This is a genomic window from Avibacterium sp. 21-595 (genome assembly GCF_023611905.1).
In the GTDB taxonomy this organism is placed as follows: Bacteria; Pseudomonadota; Gammaproteobacteria; order Enterobacterales; family Pasteurellaceae; genus Avibacterium.
Map to the genome: position 1 here is coordinate 963,051 of NZ_CP091455.1, position 24,947 is coordinate 987,997.

Annotated in this window: 18 protein-coding genes and 2 pseudogenes; 16 read left to right on the forward strand and 4 right to left on the reverse strand. The window is 38.2% G+C overall.

The genetic code is table 11. From position 1 onward, the window contains the following. Positions 1-59: 59 nt before the first annotated feature. Complete coding sequence (mepM, locus tag L4F92_RS04555; protein ID WP_250350537.1) at positions 60-1,562, reverse strand: murein DD-endopeptidase MepM; 1,503 nt, start codon at positions 1,560-1,562, stop codon at positions 60-62. Positions 1,563-1,749: 187 nt separating this feature from the next. Here mepM and znuC point away from each other — a divergent pair, with 187 nt between their 5' ends. The 8 genes and pseudogenes from znuC to tnpA all read left to right on the forward strand — a co-directional run. Further along, positions 1,750-2,547, forward strand: coding sequence for a zinc ABC transporter ATP-binding protein ZnuC (znuC, locus tag L4F92_RS04560; RefSeq protein ID WP_250364551.1), 798 nt, complete (start codon positions 1,750-1,752; stop codon positions 2,545-2,547). A 9-nt stretch (positions 2,548-2,556) separates the two neighbouring features. After that, positions 2,557-3,342 (forward strand): zinc ABC transporter permease subunit ZnuB, encoded by a 786-nt coding sequence (gene znuB, locus L4F92_RS04565; RefSeq protein ID WP_250364376.1) that lies wholly within the window; start codon positions 2,557-2,559, stop codon positions 3,340-3,342. Between the two features lie 314 nt (positions 3,343-3,656). Then, positions 3,657-5,555, forward strand: a complete 1,899-nt coding sequence (gene dnaK / locus L4F92_RS04570) for a molecular chaperone DnaK (RefSeq protein WP_250350535.1) — start codon at positions 3,657-3,659, stop codon at positions 5,553-5,555. Between the two features lie 68 nt (positions 5,556-5,623). Further along, positions 5,624-6,763 carry a molecular chaperone DnaJ gene (gene dnaJ, locus L4F92_RS04575; RefSeq protein WP_250364377.1) on the forward strand — a complete coding sequence of 380 codons (1,140 nt, stop codon included), beginning with the start codon at positions 5,624-5,626 and terminating at the stop codon, positions 6,761-6,763. A gap of 263 nt (positions 6,764-7,026) precedes the next feature. Continuing rightward, a complete protein-coding gene (infC, locus tag L4F92_RS04580; protein ID WP_081637549.1) occupies positions 7,027-7,569 on the forward strand; it encodes a translation initiation factor IF-3 in 543 nt (180 codons plus the stop codon). Positions 7,570-7,786: 217 nt separating this feature from the next. After that, the gene (gene rpmI, locus L4F92_RS04585) at positions 7,787-7,984 is read left to right on the forward strand and encodes a 50S ribosomal protein L35 (RefSeq protein WP_005596065.1); all 198 of its coding nucleotides are present in this window, start codon (positions 7,787-7,789) and stop codon (positions 7,982-7,984) included. A gap of 65 nt (positions 7,985-8,049) precedes the next feature. Continuing rightward, on the forward strand, positions 8,050-8,403 hold the full coding sequence (rplT, locus tag L4F92_RS04590) for a 50S ribosomal protein L20 (RefSeq protein ID WP_005546410.1): 354 nt from the start codon (positions 8,050-8,052) through the stop codon (positions 8,401-8,403). Between the two features lie 158 nt (positions 8,404-8,561). Further along, positions 8,562-8,903: pseudogene (gene tnpA, locus L4F92_RS04595) on the forward strand (IS200/IS605 family transposase); the annotation flags it as partial. A 225-nt stretch (positions 8,904-9,128) separates the two neighbouring features. Here tnpA and L4F92_RS04600 read toward each other — a convergent pair. After that, positions 9,129-10,355, reverse strand: coding sequence for an ATP-binding protein (locus L4F92_RS04600; protein WP_250364378.1), 1,227 nt, complete (start codon positions 10,353-10,355; stop codon positions 9,129-9,131). Positions 10,356-10,715: 360 nt separating this feature from the next. Beyond that, positions 10,716-11,777: a hypothetical protein gene (locus tag L4F92_RS04605; protein WP_250364379.1), complete on the reverse strand. Its 1,062-nt coding sequence runs from the start codon at positions 11,775-11,777 to the stop codon at positions 10,716-10,718. A 111-nt stretch (positions 11,778-11,888) separates the two neighbouring features. On the opposite strand from L4F92_RS04605, the gene L4F92_RS11115 reads away from it, so the two are divergent. The 4 genes and pseudogenes from L4F92_RS11115 (at position 11,889) to L4F92_RS04620 (ending at position 18,615) form a co-directional block, all read left to right on the forward strand. Then, entirely contained in the window at positions 11,889-12,062 is a 174-nt protein-coding gene (locus L4F92_RS11115) for a hypothetical protein (RefSeq protein ID WP_442778758.1), read from the forward strand. 35 nt (positions 12,063-12,097) lie between these two features. Next, positions 12,098-12,262, forward strand: a pseudogene (locus tag L4F92_RS04610) (type I restriction enzyme endonuclease domain-containing protein); the annotation flags it as partial. Positions 12,263-12,375: 113 nt separating this feature from the next. Beyond that, positions 12,376-16,284 (forward strand): ATP-dependent RNA helicase HrpA, encoded by a 3,909-nt coding sequence (gene hrpA / locus L4F92_RS04615; RefSeq protein WP_250364381.1) that lies wholly within the window; start codon positions 12,376-12,378, stop codon positions 16,282-16,284. 912 nt (positions 16,285-17,196) lie between these two features. Further along, positions 17,197-18,615 carry an SLC13 family permease gene (locus tag L4F92_RS04620; protein WP_250364382.1) on the forward strand — a complete coding sequence of 473 codons (1,419 nt, stop codon included), beginning with the start codon at positions 17,197-17,199 and terminating at the stop codon, positions 18,613-18,615. A 96-nt stretch (positions 18,616-18,711) separates the two neighbouring features. Here L4F92_RS04620 and metE read toward each other — a convergent pair whose 3' ends face one another. After that, on the reverse strand, positions 18,712-20,988 hold the full coding sequence (gene metE / locus L4F92_RS04625) for a 5-methyltetrahydropteroyltriglutamate--homocysteine S-methyltransferase (RefSeq protein ID WP_250364383.1): 2,277 nt from the start codon (positions 20,986-20,988) through the stop codon (positions 18,712-18,714). 248 nt (positions 20,989-21,236) lie between these two features. Here metE and L4F92_RS04630 point away from each other — a divergent pair, with 248 nt between their 5' ends. From L4F92_RS04630 to L4F92_RS04645, 4 genes are all read left to right on the forward strand, one after another. Continuing rightward, positions 21,237-22,838, forward strand: a complete 1,602-nt coding sequence (locus tag L4F92_RS04630) for a phosphoethanolamine transferase (RefSeq protein WP_250364384.1) — start codon at positions 21,237-21,239, stop codon at positions 22,836-22,838. 106 nt (positions 22,839-22,944) lie between these two features. Continuing rightward, positions 22,945-23,874 carry a LysR family transcriptional regulator gene (locus L4F92_RS04635; protein WP_250350472.1) on the forward strand — a complete coding sequence of 310 codons (930 nt, stop codon included), beginning with the start codon at positions 22,945-22,947 and terminating at the stop codon, positions 23,872-23,874. A gap of 10 nt (positions 23,875-23,884) precedes the next feature. Beyond that, positions 23,885-24,607, forward strand: a complete 723-nt coding sequence (locus L4F92_RS04640) for an AzlC family ABC transporter permease (protein WP_250350471.1) — start codon at positions 23,885-23,887, stop codon at positions 24,605-24,607. After that, positions 24,604-24,933 carry a branched-chain amino acid transporter permease gene (locus L4F92_RS04645; RefSeq protein WP_250364385.1) on the forward strand — a complete coding sequence of 110 codons (330 nt, stop codon included), beginning with the start codon at positions 24,604-24,606 and terminating at the stop codon, positions 24,931-24,933. Before L4F92_RS04640 ends, L4F92_RS04645 begins: the two co-directional genes overlap by 4 nt. Positions 24,934-24,947 lie beyond the last annotated feature (14 nt).

Below are 24,947 nucleotides of genomic sequence, written 5' to 3' on the forward strand. Positions count from 1 at the left end.
AAAAGTGCGGTGCTTTTTTGAAAAATTTTGTCAAAAAGCACCGCACTTATTTTTCTTTGTCAGATTTTTAATTTCCGCTCTGCTTCTTTGGCTTTTATCAAGAATTGCTTGCGTTCCGCCGTGGACATTTGGCTACTTGTGCCAGGTAGTTTCACGGTGAGGGGATTAACGGGGCGACCATTAATGTGAAATTCATAATGTAAATGAGGCCCAGTAGAACGCCCTGTATTGCCCGATAATGCAATACGCTCACCCCGTTTCACACTTTGTCCCGCTCTGACTAATGGACGGCTTAGGTGCATATAAACGGTTTGGTATTCACGTCCGTGGCGAATCATAATATACCGACCCGCACCATTGGCTTGGTAGGCGACTTTTTCCACAACGCCGTCAGCAGGTGCGATAACCGGGGTACCGATAGCCATTGAGAAATCCACACCGTTATGTGGACGAATTCGTCCTGTAACAGGGTGACGTCTAGCTGGATTAAATGGCGAGGAGACGCGTGCTTGGCGTTGCATTGGATAACGCGCAAACCCTTTACCCAGCGTTTCCCCTTGACGGTTATAATAACGTCCATTGCTAGACTGAATGGCATAATAGCTTTTTCCGCCAGAGCTGATATGGATTGCTTCCACATTGCCTTGCCCAGTGAGTTTGTTATCCAAATATTCACGGGAAACCAACACGGCAAATTTATCCCCTTGTTTGAGTTTTTTCATACTAATTTGCCATTGCAACGCGCTACCTAATTGAGCAATTTGTTTTGAATTCAGTCCTTGAGCTTTTAAGCTGCTAGAAAATGAGCCTTTAATTTGACCTTTTAGTACCTCTTTTTTCCATACACTTTTTTTCTGCAAGATTTGGCGTTTAAATTTGCCTTCAGCAGTACGTTCATAAATACGTTCTTCTTTTTCTGAAACCAGCCAGTTGAGGTATTCTAATTCACCGTCTTTATCTAAAATCCAATAGAACTGTTGCCCTGCTTTAAGATTTTTTAGCTCTGGATAAGCCGTAATAAGAGTTTTGCTCGTTTCATCTTCTAACCCTGATTGTTCTAATACATCTTTCAAGGTATCACCTTTTACGACGGTATAGCTAAATTGATCTTTGATACGAATAGCTTGATCAGCAATATCAAGCAAATCATTGACCGCATTTTTAGCATCTTCCGGTAAATCGGCAAATTCATCTTTTTCATCAAGATTGACTTGTTCCACTTCGTCATCTTTACCTTGCAGATCATCGTCATAAGAGGTGGCTTCATCGCTATTCGATTTTTCTGTGTTTGCAGTATCCGGTTCAGCACTTTGCGAATTTTCGGTGAGATTTTCATTAGCTTGAATATCCTTGAATTCGCTATTCGTTTGAGTATCTTGAGTTTCATTGAGCGGCTTGTATTGTACTTCATCAGAAGATACTGCAAGGGGATCGGTTTTTGCATTGTCTTTGACGCTTAATACAATGCCAATGAAAATAGATAATATCGCCAAAAGGAAGACTGCCGCTTTAATTCGCGACTTTCTTTTTCGTCTATCCCTTGCTAGTTTAACGTGTTGCACTATCTATTTCCTTTCATATGTTGATTAAAACTTGCATTCTAGTATGACCCATAAAGTGCCAAAAAATTCCTTAGCACGTGTTGAAAAGGATTTAACTGAATAAATTCTAAGCATCTCAACGAGAAACTTGTTAAATCGAATAAAATGGGCTATTTTAAGCAAATTTTTCATAATGTATAGAGATAAAATGCAGATTCACGCCATTAAACAGCCATTAATTGAGTTAAAACACATTAATGTGCAATTTGAACAACGAAATGTTTTACAAAACATTAACTTATCTCTTTATGCTGATTCTGTTCTTACTATTGTAGGTCCGAACGGGGGAGGTAAATCCACCTTGCTGAAGGTGTTGCTTAAATTAATTAAGCCAAGTTCAGGAAAAGTGATTTATCACAACAATGTGCGTATCGGTTATGTGCCTCAGAAAATTCATCTTGATCATAGTTTGCCCATTACAGTAGAAAAATTTCTTTCTCTTAAACAGGGAACAACCAAGCAAAGTATTCAAGAAACGCTCGATTTACTTTCTATTTCTCATTTACGACAGAACGCGATGCAGAAATTATCTGGTGGCGAAATGCAACGTGTTTTGTTGGCAAGGGCTATTCTGACTAAGCCTAATCTCTTAGTGCTTGATGAACCAACGCAAGGTGTGGACATTTCGGGTCAAGCCGAATTGTATCAATTAATCCATAAAATGCGGCAAAAATTAAATTGTGCGATTTTAATGGTATCGCACGATCTACATATTGTGATGGCAGATACCAATGAAGTGTTGTGTATTAATCAGCATATTTGCTGTGCGGGAACACCTGAAATTGTTTCAAACGATCCAACATTTAGGCATTATTTTGGCAACCAATTTTCACAAAATATTGCGCTTTATACACACCACCATAACCATAAACATAACCTACACGGTGAGGTGTGTTGTGGTAAAAATTTTCAGTTAGCGCAATGCACGCATAAAACGCAGAATTAAGGAACATCAATGCTTGAAATTTTACTTCCAGCTTGGCTAACAGGTATTTTGTTATCTTTTATTACCGCACCATTAGGGGCATTTGTTGTATGGCGCAGAATGGCTTATTTTGGTGATACGCTTTCTCATTCTGCCTTGCTTGGTGTGGCAATTGGTATCTTTTTACATCTTGACCCTTATTTAGCCATTTTAATTATCACGTTAATTTTAGCCATCGGGATGGTATGGTTAGAAAGCCGAACTCAATTCTCGGTCGATACCTTGCTTGGGATCATTGCACATAGTTGCCTTTCTCTAGGCGTCGTCACGGTGGGACTGCTACAAAATGTCAGAGTGGATTTAATGAATTACCTATTCGGAGATCTCCTCGCCATTAGCTATGAAGATCTTTACCTTATCGCTATCGGGGTACTCGTGGTCGTTGGTTGTTTATGCTATTACTGGAAACCGTTACTTTCCACCACTGTTAGCCCAGAACTTGCCCAAGTAGAAGGTATTAACATTCGTAAAATGCGTTTTGTCTTGATGATTCTCACCGCCTTAACTATTGCGTTAAGTATGAAATTTGTTGGTGCTTTAATCATTACTTCACTTTTGATTATTCCAGCCGCCACCGCACGCCGTTTTGCTCGCACCCCAGAAGCGATGGTGGCTATCGGTGTGCTTATCAGCATTCTCGCCGTGTCTTTGGGCTTAATACTCTCGGCTTTCTACAACACCGCCGCAGGTCCTTCAGTGGTCATTAGTGCCACTTTTTTATTCTTGCTTTCTTTATTTAAGAGAGAAAATGGTTAAAAAACAGACCGCACTTTTGTATTGCTAAAACGGAAGTGTGGTCAAAATCACGTTTATTTGTTCCTTGCAAAGCTAACAGGTCAATAGAGCAAAAAAATTTCCACTTTCCCCCTTGAAATTTATTTTCTCGCCAAAATTTATTAGCCATCAGAACATTGGACTGAAAAGATCAAAAATTTTCACCGCACTTTAATTTGGTTGCGAAGAGAAAAATGCAAAAAAAATTAAAATGTGACACTTGAAATCATCAAAGTAAGCCCAATTTAATCAAGCGTAAACGAATTTAATCGAATTTTATTAGGAGAAAACATATTATGGGAAAAATTATTGGTATTGACTTAGGTACGACAAACTCTTGTGTGGCAGTAATGGAAGGGGATAAACCTCGTGTCATTGAAAATGCAGAAGGTGATCGCACAACCCCGTCAATTATTGCGTATACAAATGATGGTGAAACATTAGTAGGTCAACCAGCAAAACGTCAAGCAGTAACAAATCCAAAAAATACATTATTTGCAATTAAACGTTTAATTGGTCGTCGTTTTGAAGATCAAGAAGTACAACGTGATGTAAGCATTATGCCATTTAGCATTGTGAAAGCGGATAATGGTGATGCGTGGGTAGAAGTAAAAGATGAAAAAATGGCACCACCGCAAATTTCTGCCGAAGTATTGAAAAAAATGAAGAAAACCGCAGAGGATTTCTTAGGTGAGCCAGTAACAGAAGCGGTAATTACTGTACCTGCTTACTTTAACGATGCACAACGCCAAGCAACCAAAGATGCGGGTCGTATTGCAGGTTTAGATGTAAAACGTATTATTAATGAACCAACAGCAGCCGCATTAGCTTATGGTTTAGACAAAGGTAAAGGTAACCACACGATTGCAGTGTATGACTTAGGGGGCGGTACATTCGACTTATCTATTATCGAAATTGATGAAGTCGATGGAGAAAAAACCTTTGAAGTATTAGCAACCAATGGTGATACTCACTTAGGTGGTGAAGACTTCGATAATCGTGTCATTAATTACTTAGTGGATGAATTTAAGAAAGAGCAAGGTGTTGATTTACGCAACGACCCACTTGCAATGCAACGTTTGAAAGAAGCGGCTGAAAAAGCAAAAATTGAGCTTTCTTCTGCACAACAAACTGATGTGAACTTACCTTACATCACAGCAGATGCAACTGGTCCTAAACATTTAAACATTAAATTGACGCGTGCAAAATTAGAAGCATTAGTTGAAGATTTAGTGGCGCGTTCGTTAGAACCAGTAAAAGTGGCGCTTAAAGATGCGGGATTAAGCGTATCAGAGGTTGATGATGTCATCTTAGTAGGTGGTCAAACACGTATGCCATTAGTACAACAAAAAGTGGCAGAGTTCTTTGGCAAAGAACCTCGTAAAGATGTCAATCCTGATGAAGCAGTAGCTATTGGTGCGGCTGTGCAAGGTGGTGTATTAGCCGGTGATGTGAAAGACGTCTTGTTATTAGACGTAACCCCTCTTTCACTCGGTATCGAAACAATGGGGGGGGTAATGACGACCCTAATTGAGAAAAACACAACGATTCCAACGAAGAAATCCCAAGTGTTCTCAACCGCAGAAGATAACCAAAGTGCAGTAACCATTCACGTGTTACAAGGTGAACGTAAACAAGCTTCTGCAAACAAATCATTAGGTCAATTTAACCTTGAAGGCATTAACCCAGCGCCACGTGGTATGCCACAAATTGAAGTAACCTTTGATATTGATGCGGATGGTATTATCCACGTTTCAGCAAAAGATAAAGGTACAGGTAAAGAACAGCAAATTACCATTAAGGCTTCATCTGGTTTAAGTGAAGATGAAATTCAACAAATGGTTCGTGATGCAGAAGCAAATGCAGATGCTGACCGTAAATTTGAAGAGTTAGTGCAAGCCCGTAACCAAGCTGATCACCTAGTTCATAGCACACGCAAACAATTAGGCGAAGTTGGCGATCAATTGTCTGCCGATGATAAAGCCCAAATTGAAAACGCCGTGAACGAACTTGAAACGGCAGCGAAAGGTGAAGACAAAGCTGACATTGAAGCGAAAATTCAAGCACTTGTACAAGCTTCACAAAAATTAATGCAAGCGACAGCACAACAAGCACAAGCTGGTGAACAGCCACAGCAAAACAGCAATGATGATGTGGTAGATGCTGAGTTTGAAGAAGTGAAAGATAATAAATAATTCACATTCAACAATAATCCAAAGGGCATAGCGATATGCCCTTTTAGCGTATAAAAAATAGGATAAAAATGGCAAAACGAGATTATTATGAAGTACTTGGCGTTGAGCGTGGTGCTGATGAAAAAGCGATTAAAAAAGCCTACAAACGCCTTGCAATGAAATTACACCCCGATCGTAATCAAGGGGATAAAGACGCTGCAGAAAAATTTAAAGAAGTGCAAGAAGCCTATGAAATTTTAGGTGATCAAGAAAAACGTGCCGCTTATGATCAATACGGACATCAAGCCTTTGAACAAGGTGGATTTGGCGGTGCTGGCGGTGGTTTCGGAGGCTTTAGCGGTGCTGATTTCAGTGATATTTTTGGCGATATGTTCGGCGATATTTTCGGTGGCGGACGTGGTCGTCAGCAGCGTGTTGTACGTGGTGAAGATTTACGCTATGACATTGAAATTAGCCTAGAAGAAGCAGTAAAAGGAACGAAGAAAGATATTCGTATCAACACACTTGCAGAATGTGATCACTGTCACGGTACAGGGGCAGAAAAAGATTCTAAAGTGGAAACCTGTCCAACTTGCCACGGTGCTGGTCGCGTAAGACGCCAACAAGGATTTTTCGTAACGGAACAAGTATGCCCAACCTGTCATGGTACAGGAAAGAAAATTGAAAAACCTTGTAAAAAATGCCACGGTGAAGGACGTGTTCAGAGACAGAAGAACCTGTCAGTGAATATTCCAGCAGGCGTAGATACAGGAAATCAATTACGCTTAGCGGGTGAAGGCGCAGCAGGCGAATTTGGCGCACCAGCGGGGGATTTATATGTTGTTATCCACGTTAAACCACACCATATTTTTGAACGTGATGGTAATAATTTATACTGTGAAGTACCAATCAGTTTTACAATGGCAGCCTTAGGTGGAGAAATTGACGTACCAACATTAGATGGACGCTTAAAAGTAAAAATTCCTGCTGAGACACAAACTGGCAAATTATTACGCTTGCGTGGTAAGGGAATTGCTTCGCCACGCAATGGTTATACGGGCGATTTAATTTGCAAAGTTATTGTAGAAACCCCTGTTAAATTGAATGAAGAACAAAAAGAACTATTAAGAAAATTAGAAGCAAGTCTGGAGGGTGGAAAAAAACACCGCCCAAAATCATCTAGTTTCTTAGATGGTGTAAAAAAATTCTTTGATAATTTAGGTAAATAGCTTGCAAATTCGCTGAGATAGTGAATTAAAACAGGATTATTTGAACTAAACCAGCCTTTAAATTAAAAACGATCGCATTTTATCAAGTGCGGTCGTTTTTTTGTATTTTTTGTGATAACGATCACGATTGTGTTTGAAATGAACTATTGCATAATAACTGTAAATACTATAGAATTTGCCCGTTTTTGCTTTAGATAAAGCAAGTGAAATTTCGTTCTTCTGCATTGCAGAAAATTGTTTTAATTATATAGAGGAATAAGATTATTAAAACCGTAAAAAAAGCACCAACAACAAATCGCCCAAATCGCATTAATGAAGAAATTCGGGCGAAGGAAGTTCGCTTGATTGACCAAGATGGTGAGCAAGCAGGAATTGTCAGTCTGCAAGAGGCTTTAAATAAAGCGGAAGAAGTAAATCTCGATCTCGTGGAAATCAGCCCAAATGCTGAGCCACCCGTTTGCCGTATTATGAATTACGGTAAATTCCTTTATGAAAAAGGTAAAGCAGCGAAAGAGCAGAAGAAAAAGCAAAAAGTTGTACAAGTGAAGGAAATTAAATTCCGTCCGGGTACTGATGAAGGGGATTACCAAGTTAAATTACGCAGTATCTTACGTTTCTTAGAAGATGGTGATAAAGTAAAAATTACAGTGCGTTTCCGCGGTCGTGAAATGGCTCACCAAGATATTGGATTAAATGTGCTAGAGCGTGTTAAACAAGATACCTCAGAAATTGCAATGATTGAGTCAGCTCCGGGGAAACTAGAAGGTCGCCAAGCTGTAATGGTAATTGCACCGAAGAAAAAATAATTTTATTTCTTGCCTAAAACGGATGGATCTTATAGAATTCATCCGTTTTTCTTTGCGGAAAAACAAAGTGATAATCAGGTAAACTACGCAACCTGATTTCCTTATGTAGGATAGCCCTCGGCTAACTAAATCGAAATGATGAGTGCTTTACAAGTAATAAAATTTTTATTCGCCTGATCATTAAATTTAACTTAAACAATGCGGAGTTATTTAAACAATGCCTAAAATTAAAACAGTACGTGGTGCTGCGAAGCGTTTCAAAAAAACAGCTTCTGGCGGTTTCAAACGTAAACAATCTCACTTACGTCATATTTTGACTAAGAAAACCACTAAACGTAAACGTCATCTACGTCATAAATCAATGGTTGCGAAAGCAGACCAAGTTTTAGTTGTAGCCTGCTTGCCATACGCATAAGCGTAAACAAGTAAAGCGTACGTCAAGTGAATTTTAGTTAATAATATTGTATAGGAGATTAAATAATGGCTCGTGTAAAACGTGGTGTTATTGCAAGAGCTCGCCATAAGAAAATTCTTAAGGCAGCTAAAGGTTATTATGGTGCGCGTTCACGTGTTTATCGCGTTGCGTTCCAAGCTGTAATTAAAGCAGGTCAATATGCTTATCGCGACCGTCGTCAGCGTAAACGTCAATTCCGTCAATTATGGATTGCACGTATTAATGCTGCGGCTCGTCAAAATGGCTTATCTTACAGCAAATTTATCAACGGCTTGAAAAAAGCTTCTGTTGAAATCGATCGTAAGATCCTTGCTGATATTGCAGTATTCGACAAAGTTGCATTTGCAGCATTAGTTGAAAAAGCAAAATCTGCGCTTTAATTTTTAAAGGCTGATTGTTAAGGGACGCTACATAGCGTCCTTTTTCTTATAAGCTCATTTTGCCAAAATAAGCATAAGAATGATTTATCAAGGTTTTTTATCCGATTAAAGTACGATGAAATTTCAGCTATTTTTATCTTGCTAAAAGGCAGGCCGTAGGGCTTACTTTAAGGCGTTTATGTGATTATAAAGGCGTAGAAATTGTAGAAGCTCAGGCAATGAAAGATCATATCCATATACCTGTAAAAATACTACCGAAATTAACAGTTTCAAGTTTTATGGGATATTTGAAAGGAAAATCATCATTGATGATTTTTGAAAAGTATACAAATCTAAAATATAAATATGGCAATAGACACTTTTGGGTAAAAGGCTAGTATGTAAGTACGGTAGGCTTAAATGCCAAGGTGGTAGAGAAATATATACGTAATCAAGAAAAAGAAGATATGGTACAAGATAATTTAAGTACGAAAGAATATGTGGACCCCTTTAAGGGGTAACCAAAGTAATCTCTAAACACGGTTGTCGGTCTTTTCACACATCCCTTGAGGGATGTGTGAAGTAAAGGCCCTTATAGGATAGCCTAAAAACCGCACGTTTCACGTGCGGATTGTTATTGTAAATATTAAAAGTGCGGTGGTTTTTCCGCACATTTTTTATTTCGGGTTCTCCATCCTTTTACGGCTAGCTTTTGCAAGATATTGTATTCATTCAATAAATGTATTTTAGCCATAATTTTGTTCCCCAAATACCTTCCAAAACGGCACAATCTCAATCACTTTGCCATCAACAATTATTTTATCTTCCTGATCAAAGGTAACGATAACGCCTTGCTCCAATTTAAAGAAATTCATCGCATCAACTAAGCCGTCCCGTTCTCGGGCGATATTTTCGGCACTTAGCTGCCAGCAGACTTGGATAAGCTGTGTTGGGGTGCTGTTTTGGCAGGCCACAAAATCGCATTCTTTGTTGTTTTCATTGTAGTAATATAGCTCTGAATATTGTCGTCTAAGTTCCCAAAATACGGCATTTTCCAGTTTTCTGCCGCGATCTTGGCTGAAAGATGGACTAATTACACGCTGTAAACCATTGTCGATAAAATAGACTTTTCGTGGGTTAGCGAGCTGGGTTTTGTAGGAATAGGAAAATTTTGGCAACAAATGGATCACATAGGCTTGCTCTAAATGCGAAAGATATTCCTGTACGGTGGAAGTGCTTTTTACTTCAAGGCTTTGTTTCAGTTTGTTTGCACTGATTAAATTGCCCACGTTACTTGCTAAAAAAAGCAACAGACGCTTCATCGCACGTTCATCGCGAATGCCGAAACGGACGATAATATCACGGTATAAAATATCGTTAATCAAGGTGTTTAAAATCTCATCTTCATTGAATTGTAGATATTGCGGAAAACCGCCGAGAGTCAAATACTCTGAGACAACCTCGGCATTTTTTGTCTTACCGAGAAATTCGCAAAATTCCACAAAAGAGAAAGGAAAAAGCTCTTTGCTGATGTGTCTCCCTGTCAGTTTTGTGCCTAGCTCACGGCTAAGCAAAGAGGCATTAGATCCCGTTACTATCACTTGATAGCCCTGATCGAGCTTGCCACGCACATACACTTCCCAGCCGTCAATCACTTGGATTTCATCAAAATAGAGTGTTTGAATCTGTGGGTTTTCTTCAATGATTTCATCGAGTAAGGAAAAATCGCTAAACTCAAAATTAAAAAGTTGTGGGGTATCGAAGTTGAGAAAAAGATAATTATTTTCTGCTTGTTTCTTAATAAGTTGAGTGAGCAATGTACTTTTTCCACTACGACGGATACCCGACACGACCAAGGCAAAATTAGGCAGAATTTTGATTTTTTCCAGTATCTTGCGTGGATAGGTCTGCTGCGATAATAACTGCTGTTGCTGGCTTGTAATCGCTTGGGTAATTTCTGATTTTAACAACATAAACTAACTCCTTATCAATCTGTTTGTTACTAACAAACAAAAGTATTTGATATCAATGGAAGCTATTTTATGCTAAAAATAGAGAGAAAATCAAAGTGTTCGTTAGTATCGAACATTAGTATTTGGTAGTAATAGATAGTTTTGTTTTTTCAATTCTTTTGAGTTTTTCCTTTTTTAAATGAGAAAATGCCATATCACTACATCTTTTCTAAGGAAAACTATAACATAGCAATTTTTGATAATAAGGTGGAATTAAAGCACAAACACAATGTGAAATTGTTAGAGTTGCTGAATTTGAGTGATAAAGTAGACTAAAAAAATGCCGTCTGAAAAAATTTTTTAGACGGCATCAATTTAATTTTAATTACTAAGATGTTTTTTTATTTCAGCTTCTATTTCCGAAACATATTTTTCAATATTTTCTATTTTCGAGTTAAATTGATTTTGTTGAAATTTTCTCGTTTCTAATAAATTGTTAGCGAACTTATCGACTTCATTCCAATAGTCGAATTTTAATAGCTCTGGTTCCCTAACTGTTTCAAGAGAATGACCAAAACCTTGTGATGTTTTCATAGGCTTTATGTCATTTGCAATAGCATAAAGCTTGTTATCATTTGTTGCTAACCAATGCTCTGAAATAGTATATCCATCAGGTAATTTTTCTTTTTGAACCGTACCAAAACCTATACATCGAATCCAATATGTATCCATTGCTGCATTCATAGCTGATGCTTGTATCGATTCCAAAGTATTTTTTTCTTTGCAAAAATTATTCTTAATTAGTTTTCTGCGATTACGTATTTCTTCTGGTAATTGATGAATTTCTTTTTCTTCTATATCCCAAAAGGCATATTTAGCAACTTCCATTTCAAACCCAGAAATCATATCTAAATAGTAAGAAATACCCCATAAATATTTCTCAAATTTTTTAATCCCGGGCATAACAAAATCTGATTTGTAAATTTGCTGGATAAGTAAATAAGGTAGATAAAAAGATCCTAATGCTTTCTTTTCATTTAAGCTAAGATTCGAAAAGATAAATTTTCCTTCATTTTCAATAATACTCTTATCTGTTGCTAATGGATCATCTTGATATCCTCTCCAAAATTTTTCACAAAATAAATTATATGCTTTTTGAGCATTAGATACATAACAGGTAGGCATTTCCTGTACACCTAATGCAGCCATAGTTATCTTGGGGCATTCATTAAGCAATCTGTACAACGGATATAAACCAACATCTTTTACATCATCTAATGTGGATTGCTCGGTTAAACGCTCCATGCGTTGAATGGTACAGTTATCCAAATTTATTTGAATAGTCTCTTTACAACAGTTCTTTGATTTTACATAGCGAATTAAAAAATCAATATTATCGTTATTAAAGTTTGGCGTATATATTCTCATTTCATTACTAGACATATAGTAGCTCCTGTATGTATCAGATACTTTAATTTTAAATAGAACTAATTATTTATTTAATAATACTCCTGTCAAACGCCAATTCAAGTGGAAGATCGCGATACGTAAGATGTGTTCGGCAAATATATTTCTATTTATGACATTCAATGTGTACTGGATGATAGGGCGACTGTACCGATTTTCTATGAACTGTGTGAAATCCGCTTAAATGAAAGTGATAACTTTGGGCAAGTGGTGGAAGAAGCGCAAACAATACTTGATGACGACGAGAAGAGCTTCAGATAAAATACAAATAAGCACTGAATTAATATAATGCGCATAATTTAACGATGATCGAGGCGCTTAAAGAATTATTGAAGCTTACAAAAGAATTGCAAGATCAGCTCAGCAAAGAGCAAGAATTAGGCCTTAACACGGCGGAACAGGCGTTCTACGATGCCTTAAGCCAAGACCAAAGTGCGGTGCAAATTTTATTTATTTTTTGATTGTTTTTAGTAAACTTGCCCACAAATACATAACAAGAAAACCTTGAAAATCATTCACGCTATTGATTATTTTACGCTTGATAAAAGCTAGCGTGATCTCAGATATAAAACTAATGAAAAATACAAAACACAAACAACCATTTAACCCATTACAAAAAGCCTTATTCACTCAATTAAGTGCAATAATGAACGTGGATTATCGCCGTTTGAAAGGGCGAATTAAAGGGTTACATCAAATCAAAAATGCCCAAACGCAAGAAAAAGTGGCGGCAGAAATCCAACTACAAATTCAGCAAGCACAGGCACGTTTACAGCAACGTCAAGAAGCGGTTGGGAAAATTGAATTTCCTCAAAATTTACCGGTCAGTCAGCGCAAAGATGAAATTTTAAACGCCATTAAGCAAAATCAAGTGGTGATTATTGCGGGGGAAACGGGATCAGGAAAAACCACGCAATTACCTAAAATGTGTCTTGATTTAGGTTTGGGCCAAAAAGGGCTAATTGGGCATACTCAGCCACGTCGTATTGCCGCTCGCAGTGTTGCAATGCGTATTGCAGAAGAATTACACTGTGAATTAGGCTCATTGGTGGGATATAAAGTGCGCTTTAATGATCAAATTAGCGATGAGACTCAAATTAAATTGATGACTGATGGGATCTTATTAGCCGAAATCCAAAGTGATCCTTTTTTAAATCAATATGATACCTTGATTATTGATGAAGCGCACGAACGCAGTTTGAACAATGATTTTATTCTTGGCTATCTGAAACAGCTATTACCAAAACGCTCTGATTTAAAAGTTATTATCACCTCAGCAACCATTGATGTAGAACGTTTTTCTCGCCATTTTAATAATGCCCCCATTATTGAAGTTTCAGGGCGAACTTACCCTGTTGAAGTGCGTTATCGTCCTGTGATTGAAACGGAAGAACAAGATCAAATTCAAGCTATTCTCAATGCAGTTGATGAACTGCAAGCAGAAGGGCGGGGCGATATTTTGATTTTCTTGAACGGTGAACGTGAAATTCACGATACTGCTGAAGCATTAGAAAAGCAGCAACTAAAACATACTGAAATCTTACCGCTCTTTGCACGTTTATCGGCACAAGAACAAAATAAAATTTTTCACCCAAGTGGCTTAAATCGTATTGTATTGGCAACGAATGTCGCTGAAACTTCACTGACCGTGCCGGGTATTAAATATGTGATTGATCCGGGAACCGCACGCATTTCTCGTTATAGCTATCGTACAAAGGTACAACGTCTTCCGATAGAACCTATTTCACAAGCCTCGGCTAATCAACGTAAAGGACGTTGTGGACGTGTATCAGAAGGGATTTGTATCCGCCTTTATTCAGAGGAGGATTTTAACCAACGTCCAGAATTTACTGATCCTGAAATTTTACGCACAAATTTAGCCTCGGTGATTTTGCAAATGACGGCACTCGGGCTAGATGATATTAGCGCATTTCCTTTTGTAGATGCTCCCGATAAACGCCATATCCAAGATGGCATTAAATTATTGGAAGAATTACAAGCCTTTCAAATGGTGAAAACCAAACAAGGCGAAAAACGCCAGCTCACCCAAATTGGGCGACAGCTTGCGCAACTTCCTGTTGATCCACGCTTGGGAAAAATGTTACTCAGCGCAGTAAATAGTAACGCCTTACACGAGGTAATGATCATTGTAGCCGCACTCTCTATTCAAGATCCTAGAGAGCGCCCGCAAGAAAAACAACAAGCAGCTGATGAAAAACATCGCCGTTTTGCGGATAAAAAATCTGATTTTCTGGCTTTCTTAAATTTATGGAATTATTTGCAAGAACAGCAAAAGGCACTGAGTAAAAATCAATTCCGCCGTTTATGTCAGAAAGATTATTTGAACTATATCCGTGTACGTGAATGGCAGGATATTTATCATCAAATCCGTTTAACCGTGCGTGAAATAGGTTTGCCGATTAATTCGCAAACAGCAGAATATACTCAAATTCACACCGCACTGTTGGCTGGCTTACTTTCTCATATTGGTATGAAAGAAGCGGAGAAGCAACAATATTTAGGTGCAAGAAATGCCCATTTTGCTATTTTTCCGAATTCTGTGCTATTTAAAAAACAGCCCAAATGGTGTATTGCCGCAGAATTAGTGGAAACCTCAAAACTATGGGGGAGAATGGTGGCAGAGATTGATCCTGAATGGATTGAGCCTTTAGCTCAACATTTAGTGAAAAAATCTTATGCTGAGCCACGTTGGTCAAAAGCTAAAGGGGCAGTGATTGCCAATGAAAAAGTAACCCTTTATGGCGTGCCAATTGTGGCGAGTCGTCCAGTCAATTATGGACGAATAGCTCCGATTGTCAGCCGAGAAATCTTTATTCAATCAGCATTAGTTGAAGGAAATTGGCACACTAAACACGCCTTTTTCTTACAAAATCAACAGCTTATCCGCGAAGTGGAAGAATTGGAACATAAAAGCCGTCGTCGAGATATTTTAGTTGATGAACGCACATTATTTGACTTTTATGATCAACGCATTGGCACGGAAGTGGTGTCGCAAAAGCATTTTGATACTTGGTGGAAAAAAGCTCGCCAACAAGATCCAGAATTGCTTAATTTTGAAAAAGCCTTTCTTACCAATGACAATGCGAATGTCAGTGAGTTAGATTTTCCGAATTTCTGGCATCAGGGTAACGTAAAATTAAAACTGAGCTATCAATTTGAGCCGGGTATGGAAGCCGATGGAGTAACTGTGCATATTCCCTTGCCATTGCTGAATCAAGTAGAAATGCAAGGTTTTGACTGGCAAATTCCGGGGCTACGCAAAGAGCTGATTATTGCGCTGATTAAATCCCTGCCAAAAACCTTACGCCGCCATTTTGTGCCTGCGCCGAATTATGCGGAAGCCTTTCTTGGGCGGGTGAATGATTTAGATAAACCGTTGTTAGAAACCCTTTCTGCGGAATTGCGTAAAATAACAGGCGTTTATGTTGCCCCTGATGAATGGAATTCAAGCCAAATTTCACCGCACTTAACAATGACGTTTCGTGTCGTCAATGAGAAAGGGAAAAAAATTACTGAAAGTAAAAATTTAGATGAATTAAAAGTCCATTTAAAAGAGCAAGTGCAAGAAACGTTGTCAGCAGTTGCAGATGAAGGTATTGAACAAACTGGTATTCATTTATGGAATTTCGATCAGTTACCGCAATATTATGAACAGAAAAAACAAGGCTTTACCATCAAAGCCTATCCTGCCATTGTGGATGAAAAAGAGTCTGTGGGAATTAAATTGTTTGAAACAGAATTTGAACAAGCAGTGGCAATGGAACAGGGGCTACGCCGTTTATTATTACTCAATGTTCCATCACCAATAAAATATTTACACGAAAAACTGCCGAATAAATCAAAATTGGGACTCTATTTCACGCCCTTTGGTAAGGTACTGGAATTAATTGACGATTGTATTGCTTGTGCAGTGGATAAATTAGTGCAAGATTTTGGCGGTTTTGTATGGAATGAGCAGGATTTCGAGCGCTTAAAAGAGCATATTCGTGCAAATTTAAATGAAACCACGGTGGAAATTGCCAAACAAGTTGAAGAAATATTGACACGGGTCTTTGAAATCAATAAACGTTTAAAAGGCAAAATGGATTTCACCTTAGCTTTTGCACTTTCAGATATTAAAGCGCAAATTAATCATCTGATTTATCCAAATTTTGTACAGAAAACAGGCTATCAACGTTTACCCGATTTATTGCGTTATTTGCAAGCTATTGATAAACGTATGGATAAATTACTGCAAGATCCTAATCGTGATCGCGCCGCAATGCTAAGAGTAGAAAACGTACAAAACGCGTATCAGCAGTTATTACTCAAACTGCCAAAATCGAAGCCAATCCCAGCAGAAGTGGCGGAAATTCCTTATATGATAGAAGAATTAAGAGTAAGTTTATTTGCTCAACAATTAGGGACGAAATATCCTATTTCAGATAAGCGGATTTTGAGTGTGATTAATACATTGGGGTAACAGTAAATTGCTAGAATAGAAATAATGACTTTTTTCTATCTCTTTTTGCTCTTTGAGCAACTAACTTTCTTTTGCTTACCCAAAAGAAAGTTAACAAAGAAAAGGGAACCCCGCTCAAACCGCTTTTTCCTCATTCCAATAAAATTTTCTTAACGAAAAGTAAGCCTGATGTTCGCTTCGCTCTCGCTCGGCGTGACTTTTCTAAAAATTTTATTGCCATTCGGGCGGTTTGGACGGGGAATGTGGTTGGCTTAAATTTAAAGTGCGGTGGAAATTTTGGATTTTTTAAAATTTATTGAAAAATCACCGCATTTTAGTTAAAAAATGGAAAAATAAAACTTACTTTCTATATTTGTATGAATTTTAAATAAAATGTAGAAGAAATAAAGAATTAATCTCCCGTGTAAATTGCCCGAATGGAAAGAAAATTTTTAGAAAAGTCACGCCGAGCGAGAGCGAAGCGAACATCAGGCTTACTTTTCGTTAAGAAAATTTTATTGGAATGAGGACAAGCAATTTAGTCGGGGGCTTTTTTCTTTGCCTACTTTCTTTTGAGCAAGCAAAAGAAAGTAGGTCGTTCAACGAGCGAAATTCGTGATTAATCCCAAAGAAAAAAGACATTTAAGGTAGAATAAAAAATCTTCTGCGATGTCAAATTTGCCTAACACACTTGCCCAACTGTTTGCCCCTTGTACATAATTTGGCTTTCATTTTTTGTATGGAAGTGTGCGTTAAATTGTCGATAACAAGAAATTAAAAATAGTTAAAAAGTGAGTCGTAATTTTAACTTTTCATTAATAATTTAGCGGAAAAAATAAATCAAAGAAGTCATTTATTTGAATGGGATCACAGCAAATTCTAAGTAAATTCTTTATATTAAACAAGCGGTAATCAAACAGTTTGAGGTTTTATATGGGAATTAAACAGTATTGGCAAGGAATGCAAACCTTAAATAATAAAAAATTTTTTTGCTTTCTTTTTTCTATTATTTTTGCCTTATTGCTTACCTTGCTTGCTTCTGATGCAAGTTTTACAAAAATTCAAAATTATGTGCTATTTCTACTCTTTTTTTCCATTAGTTTATGGGTAACAGAGGCCATTCCGCCTTTTTCCGTCAGTATTTTGATTGTAGGGTTTCTTGTACTGATAATGGGAAAAAGTGAGGCCTATGATGCAATGAAATATTTGCAGACGTGGTCAGATAGTGTGATTTGGCTATTTTTAGGTGGATTTTTCCTTGCGGAAGCAATGAAGAAAACCAAACTTGATGTAATGTTGTTAAAAGCTGTGCTACCAAAATTTGGCACAAATCCCCTTTATGTGCTGTGGGGGCTAATGCTCGTTACCGCGGTGATGTCAATGGTGATGAGTAACACCGCAACCACGGCAATGATGATCGCCACAATCAGCCCATTATTCTCGCGTTTATCTGAACAGGGGCATTTATCTAAAGCGTTACTATTAGGCATTCCTGCGGCAGCTTCGGTGGGGGGAATGGGGACAATTATTGGCTCTGCACCGAATGCTATTGCCGTGGGAGCATTAGAAAAATTGGGTTATCCTATTTCCTTTTTAGAGTGGATGATGGTCGGCGCGCCTTTAGCATTTTTATTGCTCTTTATTTTCTGGCGGGTGTTAATTTATAAATACAAATTAAAACATCAGGCACCTTTGCGTTTTGATTTTTTAACCCAAGATGAAGAAGACACAACCAACCAAGAAAGATTACATAAAACGATCGTACTAATTATTTTAGCGATCACGCTATTTTGTTGGCTGACTTCTAAATGGATAGGCATTCCTGTTGCCGCAGCTTCCGGCATTCCCATCGTTGGCTTAACAATGACAGGCGTGCTAGAGGCAAAAGATATTCGCCGTTTACCTTGGGATACCCTAATGCTCGTTGCAGGTGGGTTGGCGTTAGGGCTTGCGATTGAAGAACAGCAAATCGCCACACATTTTGTTGATAAAATTAGCCATATTAAAGTGAGTTTTGTCTTATTGCTGATTTTATTTGGTTTTATCACGGTGTTATTGTCGAATTTTATGAGTAATACCGCCGCAACAACGATTCTTATCCCGATGGGGGTATCATTACTTGCAATGGTAGGGGGTGAAGGTGCGAACCCAACGATTTTGCCTTTAGTGATCGGGTTAAGTGCGTCTTGCGCTTTGTTTTTACCCGTTTCCACACCGCCAAATGCCATTGCATTTAGTACGGGATTGATCAAACAATCTGAATTTCGTTTAGGCGGGGTAATCATTGGTTTACTGGGGCCTGCACTGACAATTGTGTGGATAATGTTATTGGCAACAGTTCATTTGGTTTAGAGAAAGGCAACGCTAAGATCGTTATGCTTTTTCGTGCGAAAAACCACAATAAAAAACCACCGCACTTTTAAAGTGCGGTGGTTTTTTATCTATTTTTTATTGAGCGAGTTCAGCGCGTAATTTCTTCGTCACATCAACCATCACTTCTAATTGTTGTAAGGTTTCTGTCCAACCACGGGTTTTTAAACCACAATCTGGATTCACCCATAAACGCTCTTTTGGTACAACATTCAACGCTTTACGTAGCAGATGCTCAATTTCTTCTGCTTTTGGTACGCGTGGGCTGTGAATATCATAAACACCGGGGCCAATATCATTTGGATATTTGAAATCGGCGAAAGCGTTTAGCAATTCCATATCTGAACGTGAGGTTTCAATGGTAATCACGTCGGCATCAAGTGCGGCGATAGCCGGTAAAATATCGTTAAATTCGGAATAACACATATGTGTGTGAATTTGCGTATCATCTTGCACGCCCATTGAGCTTAAACGGAATGCCTCGCCTGCCCATTGAAGATAGGCGTCCCAATCCGCACGTTTAAGCGGTAAACCTTCACGGATAGCAGGCTCGTCAATTTGGATCACTTTAATGCCTGCTTTTTCTAAATCTAACACTTCGTCAGACAGGGCAACACCAATCTGTTTACACACTGTTGCGCGTGGAATATCGTTACGTACGAAAGACCATTGTAAGATGGTAACGGGGCCGGTGAGCATTCCTTTCATCACTTTGTTGGTGAGACTTTGGGCATATTGCGACCAGCGAACCGTCATTGGCACTGGGCGAACTACATCACCATAAATAATAGGTGGCTTAACGCAACGTGAACCGTAGCTTTGCACCCAACCAAATTTGGTAAACGCGAAGCCGTCTAATAATTCACCAAAATATTCCACCATATCGTTACGCTCTGCTTCACCGTGTACCAACACATCTAAGTCCAGACGCTCTTGCTCACGCACGACCAGCTCAATTTCTTTTTTCATTGCGGCTTCGTAGTCTTCAAGGCTTAATGTGCCTTTCTTAAATTGCGCACGGGCTTGACGAATCTCACTGGTCTGTGGGAATGAACCAATATTAGTAGTTGGTAATAAAGGTAAATTTAACCACGCATTTTGTTTGGCAATACGTTCAGCAAATGGCGATTTACGTTGATCCGCCCCTTCTGGCAAATTGGCTAAACGTTCAGCGACTTCTGGGCGATGAATTTCTGTGCTGTTGGCTCGCGTATCAGCAGCAGCTTGACTGGCATCTAATTCTGCTTGAACGGCTGTACGACCTTGTTCAAGTGCGGTTTTAATGACCGATAATTCTTGTACTTTTTGTAACGTGAAAGCAAGCCAGCTATAAAGCGCAGGTTTGTTTTCTTTTAGTTGCACTTCCACAGATAAATCATAAGGGCTATGCAATAAAGAGCAGCTCGGGGCAATCCATAAACGTTCGCCTAATTGTGCTTTTAATGGCTCAAGCACATCTAATACTTGGTTTAAATTAGCGCGCCACACATTGCGTCCATCGATTACGCCAGCGGATAGTACCTTCTCATAATCGCTAAAGGCGGCAAGCTGCTCAGGCGCACGCACTAAATCAATATGTAAACCGTCTACGGGGAGTGATTTCAATAAGTTCGCGTGTTCTGCCACTGAACCAAAATAGGTGGCTAAAAGTAATTTTGCGTTTACTTTTTCGCTTAATTCAGCATAAACAGCCTGATAAGCAGCTACCCATTGTGCTGGTAAATCTACCGCAAGCGCAGGTTCATCAATTTGGATCCATTCCACGCCTTCTGCGGCTAAGGCATTTAGGATTTCCACATAAATAGGCACGAGTTTATTTAAGAGTGTAAAGCGATCAAACGCGTCGCCTTTTTCTTTACCTAAATGTAAGAAGGTTAATGGACCAACAATGGTTGGTTTCACCGTTAAACCAAGCGCTTTTGCTTCACGAATTTGTTGTACATAATGAGCTGGATTGGCTTTAAATTCGGTGTTTTTGTGGAATTCTGGCACTAAATAGTGGTAGTTAGTGTCGAACCATTTTGTCATCTCAATGGCGAATTGCTCTTTGTTACCGCGCGCTAGTTGGAAATATTGATCAAGCGTTAATTGTTGGCTATCAAAACCGAAACGTGCAGGAATTGCCCCTGTTGCCACCTGTAGATCCAAAATATGATCGTAAAAGGTGAAATCTGCCACTGCCACATAATCTGCCTTTGCTGCCGCTTGGTGTTTCCAGTTTATTTCACGTAGCGCTTTGGCGATATCCAATAAATCTTGCTCAGCAATCTCGCCACGCCAATAACGCTCTTGGGCAAATTTAAGCTCACGCTTTGCTCCAACACGAGGAAAACCTAAAAGATGAAATGTTGTCATAATCAAACTCCTGTCTTTATTATTAATCAAATAGACGTCTAAACGTCTTTCTTGTGTTTAATAATGCCGAAAGGTTTTATATTATGCAATATCATAATTTTCACAGTTTGTATGAATAAAATTAATATTCATATAATGGCAAAAATTTATTCAAAAAGCACCGCACTTTTTAGCTAGCGTGCTTTGTTTATATAAATCATTGTGTTGTGCTACAATCTCGCTCATTTTAATCTTTTAGGATCATCAAAATGAAAAAAGCCCTATCACTCATTGTGTTATACAGTGTGCTATTACTCGGAAGTGAATTACTTTATCGCATTGTGTTTGCTGTTCCAGCTTTGCCTATGGGTAAGTTAGCGGAGAATTATGCGTTTATTTTGGTATTTGTTGCATTGTTATATTTTGTTAAATCAAGGGTAGCGCAATGCTTGCTTCTTGCTTTCTTTGCAATGAGTTTTATTGGTAACAATATCCATTATGCGGCTTATCAAGGCTGGGTTACGCCAATGAATTTATATTTGCTATTTAAAGAATGGCACGAAGTAATGGGGGCAACTAGCTCATTGGTTGGAAAGACATTATTTCCCGCATTATGGGGTTTGTTAGAAGTTATTTTTGTCAGCTCTATTTTATGTTTTCAACGTAAACGTTCTTGGATTGCTGATGGCGTATTTTTTCTCTTGATGATTTTCGGTATTGTGCGTGTGGCTTTAGATGAGAGTAAAAGCATTATTTATTCAAAACTTTCTTATAGCCGAATTAAAACAAACTATCTTAGTTTAAGTTCATTTGTAGGGCATACTTTACCCTATAAATTTTTGCATTTAAGTGTGGTGCCTGATTATCAAATGGCAGAGCCACAAGTCGCAAGTAAACCTAAAGTTCGTAATATTATTTTCTTACTTGGTGAGAGTGAAAGTGCTAAACACGTCAGTTACTTTGGCTATAATTTTGCGGATAGACAGACTACACCATTTTTAACACAATTCGCTCAATCTGATGCACAGCCTCTTGTAAAAGAAACTTATTCAGCCGGCTTGCTTACTGTGATTACACTCCCTTCATTATTTAATGCGATTCAATATCCAAATGGATTAGCTCAAATTTCTAAAGGTACAACAAATCTGTTTCGTTTAGCCAAACAGCAAGGTTATCAAACTTATTTTTATACTGCACAGTCGCAAGAGGATATGGATCTGCTTAATTTATTAGGAAAAACGTGGATTGATGAGCTGAAATATCCTACAGATCTTGGTTTTGGATTTAAACAACATATGTCCGATAGGGAATTATTACCCTTATTGAAAAAGATTAATTTACAGGAAGGTAATCATTTTATTATTTTACATCAGCGCGGTTCACATATGCCTTATGGCAAGATTTTAACTGCGGAGCAAAAAGTATTTGGCGATAAAACAGCAAATGATGAATATGACAATACTATTTATGCCACCGATCAGCTAATGAAAGCCATTATTCATTATTTAGAACAGCAATCAGCGCAAGATTGGCTGTTTGTTTATACTTCTGATCACGGGCAGTTTGTTACCCCCGAGCGTCATATTCAGGCAACAATGGACGAAGATAATTATCTTGTGCCGACAGTGTTATATACCCCTGACAGAGTGTTGCAACAGCAATTACATCAAGATTTTTCACAATGTGATCGTTTATTTCATCAGCAAATTTCAACTTTATTACTCAATCTTTTTGGCTATAAGCAGGAGATCAGTTCGTGTAAGTTAGGGTATGTGAATAATAATGATCTAACTGGGGATCAAGGATATTTAAAGATTTCTCCTCCATATACAAATTTCGTTATGCCAACAATGATGAAAGATAAGAATTAATAAATTTTTAAATAAAAACCACCGCACTTTATATTAATCATTAAAGTGCGGTGCTTTTTTGTTGTATAATTTTCATTATCTTGTTTTATATCTATGAATCCATTTAATGAAACCCACATTTTTAGAAATTCGACATCTTAAAACACTGATTGCATTAAAAGAAACGGGGAGTGTTTCTTTAGCGGCGAAGCGTATTTATTTAACGCAATCAGCCCTTTCTCATCAGATAAAGTTATTGGAAGATCAATATGGTCTTGCGCTATTTGAGCGAAAAAGTCAGCCTTTACGCTTTACGGCGGCTGGCGAGCGTTTGATTAAATTAGCAAATGAAGTGTTACCACAAATTATTGAGGCCGAGCGAGATCTTTCACGAGTGAAGCAAGGGGAAGCGGGGGAGCTGCGCATTGCAGTAGAATGTCATACTTGCTTTGACTGGTTAATGCCCGCAATGGATAGTTTTCGCCAACATTGGCCTTTAGTGGAGTTAGATATTGTTTCTGGCTTTCATACTGATCCTGTTGGGCTATTATTAACCCATCGTGCAGATTGGGCGGTGGTTTCGGAGGTTGAAGAGACTGTCGGTATTACCTATAAACCGTTATTTTCTTATGAGATGGTAGGATTATGCGCGAAGGATCATTCTCTTGCCAATAAAGCGGTTTGGCAGGCGGAGGATTTTCTTGATCAAACATTAATTACCTATCCCGTTCCTGATGATATGTTAGATTTGCTGAAAAAAGTGTTGCAGCCTGCGGGGATCAATCCTACTCGTAGAACAAGTGAATTGACCATTGCGATTATTCAGCTTGTAGCGAGTAAAAGAGGGGTGGCAGCATTACCTTTTTGGGCAGCAAAACCTTATTTAGATCGAGGCTATATTGTCGCGAGAAAGATCACTTCACAAGGGTTATATAGTAATCTTTATGGGGCATTTCGTGAAGCTGATACAGAGGTTGCCTTTGTTGAGGATTTTTATGAGACAGTGAAAGCCCAAAGTTTTTCAACCTTGCCCGGATTATCCATTTTAGAAGAGTAGCGAGATAAGTATGATTGCAACGCAAAATAAGATTTGGCAAAGCGCAAGAGCGGCATTCCCTTATTCTTTACCTATGTTGGTTGGTTTTTTATTTTTAGGGTTTGCATACGGGCTTTATATGAAAGGATTAGGTTTTAATGCTTGGTATCCTTTTTTAATGGCATTACTGATTTATGCAGGCTCTGTGGAGTTTATTGTTGCTGGGGCATTGATGGGGGTATTCACGCCCGTTTATGTTTTTTTATTAACCTTGATGGTGAGTTTACGTCAAATTTTTTATAGTATTTCTATGTTGGAGAAATATGGCAGTGGTGTAGGTAAAAAACGTTGGTATCTGATTAGTTCACTGGTTGATGAGAGTTTTTCACTGAATTATGTTGCGACTATTCCTTCGCATTTAGATAAAGGATGGTATATGTTTTTTGTCAGCCTTTATCTTCATATTTATTGGGTGTTAGGCGCACTGTTAGGAAATGTATTCGGCAATATTATTCCTTTTGATCTCAAAGGCATTGAGTTTGCAATGACCGCACTATTTTTAGTGATTTTTGCAGAAAATTGGCTTAAGGAAAAATCACATAAGAGTTCGTTATTAGGTATTGGTGTGGCATCGTTGTGCTTGCTTGTTGTCGGTAAAAATTATTTTCTTCTTCCTACATTAGCGATTATTTGGTTAGTTTTAACCTTATGGCGAGCAAAATTGAATGTAACCTTAGAACAGGTGGAAAAATGACATTAACTCAACAAATTATTACGATTTCTCTTGCTGTGTTAGCCGTTCAATTAACAAGATGGTTACCTTTTTGGATCTTTCCTGCTGAGCGTCCTATTCCTGAATATATTCGTTATTTAGGTAAAGTATTACCGCCAGCAATGTTCGGTATGCTTGTCGTATATTGTTATAAAAATATTGATATGAATACGGCCTATTTTGGCGCACCTGATTTTATTGCAGGGGGAATTGTATTAGCGTTACATTTTTGGAAAAAGAATATGTTTCTTTCCATCATTGCAGGAACAGTGATTTATATGTTTTTAGTACAGATGGTGTTTAAATAAAGAAACCACGCTGA

Excerpts from the sequence above, each read along its gene's own strand:
- L4F92_RS04600 (WP_250364378.1), bottom strand. The coding sequence starts at position 10,355 with ATGTTGTTAAAATCAGAAATTACCCAAGCGATTACAAGCCAGCAACAG.
- L4F92_RS04630 (WP_250364384.1), top strand. The coding sequence starts at position 21,237 with ATGAAAAAAGCCCTATCACTCATTGTGTTATACAGTGTGCTATTACTC.
- znuB (WP_250364376.1), top strand. The coding sequence starts at position 2,557 with ATGCTTGAAATTTTACTTCCAGCTTGGCTAACAGGTATTTTGTTATCT.
- dnaK (WP_250350535.1), top strand. The coding sequence starts at position 3,657 with ATGGGAAAAATTATTGGTATTGACTTAGGTACGACAAACTCTTGTGTG.
- znuC (WP_250364551.1), top strand. The coding sequence starts at position 1,750 with ATGCAGATTCACGCCATTAAACAGCCATTAATTGAGTTAAAACACATT.
- L4F92_RS04635 (WP_250350472.1), top strand. The coding sequence starts at position 22,945 with ATGAAACCCACATTTTTAGAAATTCGACATCTTAAAACACTGATTGCA.
- dnaJ (WP_250364377.1), top strand. The coding sequence starts at position 5,624 with ATGGCAAAACGAGATTATTATGAAGTACTTGGCGTTGAGCGTGGTGCT.
- L4F92_RS04605 (WP_250364379.1), bottom strand. The coding sequence starts at position 11,777 with ATGTCTAGTAATGAAATGAGAATATATACGCCAAACTTTAATAACGAT.
- rpmI (WP_005596065.1), top strand. The coding sequence starts at position 7,787 with ATGCCTAAAATTAAAACAGTACGTGGTGCTGCGAAGCGTTTCAAAAAA.
- L4F92_RS04645 (WP_250364385.1), top strand. The coding sequence starts at position 24,604 with ATGACATTAACTCAACAAATTATTACGATTTCTCTTGCTGTGTTAGCC.
- L4F92_RS04640 (WP_250350471.1), top strand. The coding sequence starts at position 23,885 with ATGATTGCAACGCAAAATAAGATTTGGCAAAGCGCAAGAGCGGCATTC.
- L4F92_RS04620 (WP_250364382.1), top strand. The coding sequence starts at position 17,197 with ATGGGAATTAAACAGTATTGGCAAGGAATGCAAACCTTAAATAATAAA.
- hrpA (WP_250364381.1), top strand. The coding sequence starts at position 12,376 with ATGAAAAATACAAAACACAAACAACCATTTAACCCATTACAAAAAGCC.
- metE (WP_250364383.1), bottom strand. The coding sequence starts at position 20,988 with ATGACAACATTTCATCTTTTAGGTTTTCCTCGTGTTGGAGCAAAGCGT.
- rplT (WP_005546410.1), top strand. The coding sequence starts at position 8,050 with ATGGCTCGTGTAAAACGTGGTGTTATTGCAAGAGCTCGCCATAAGAAA.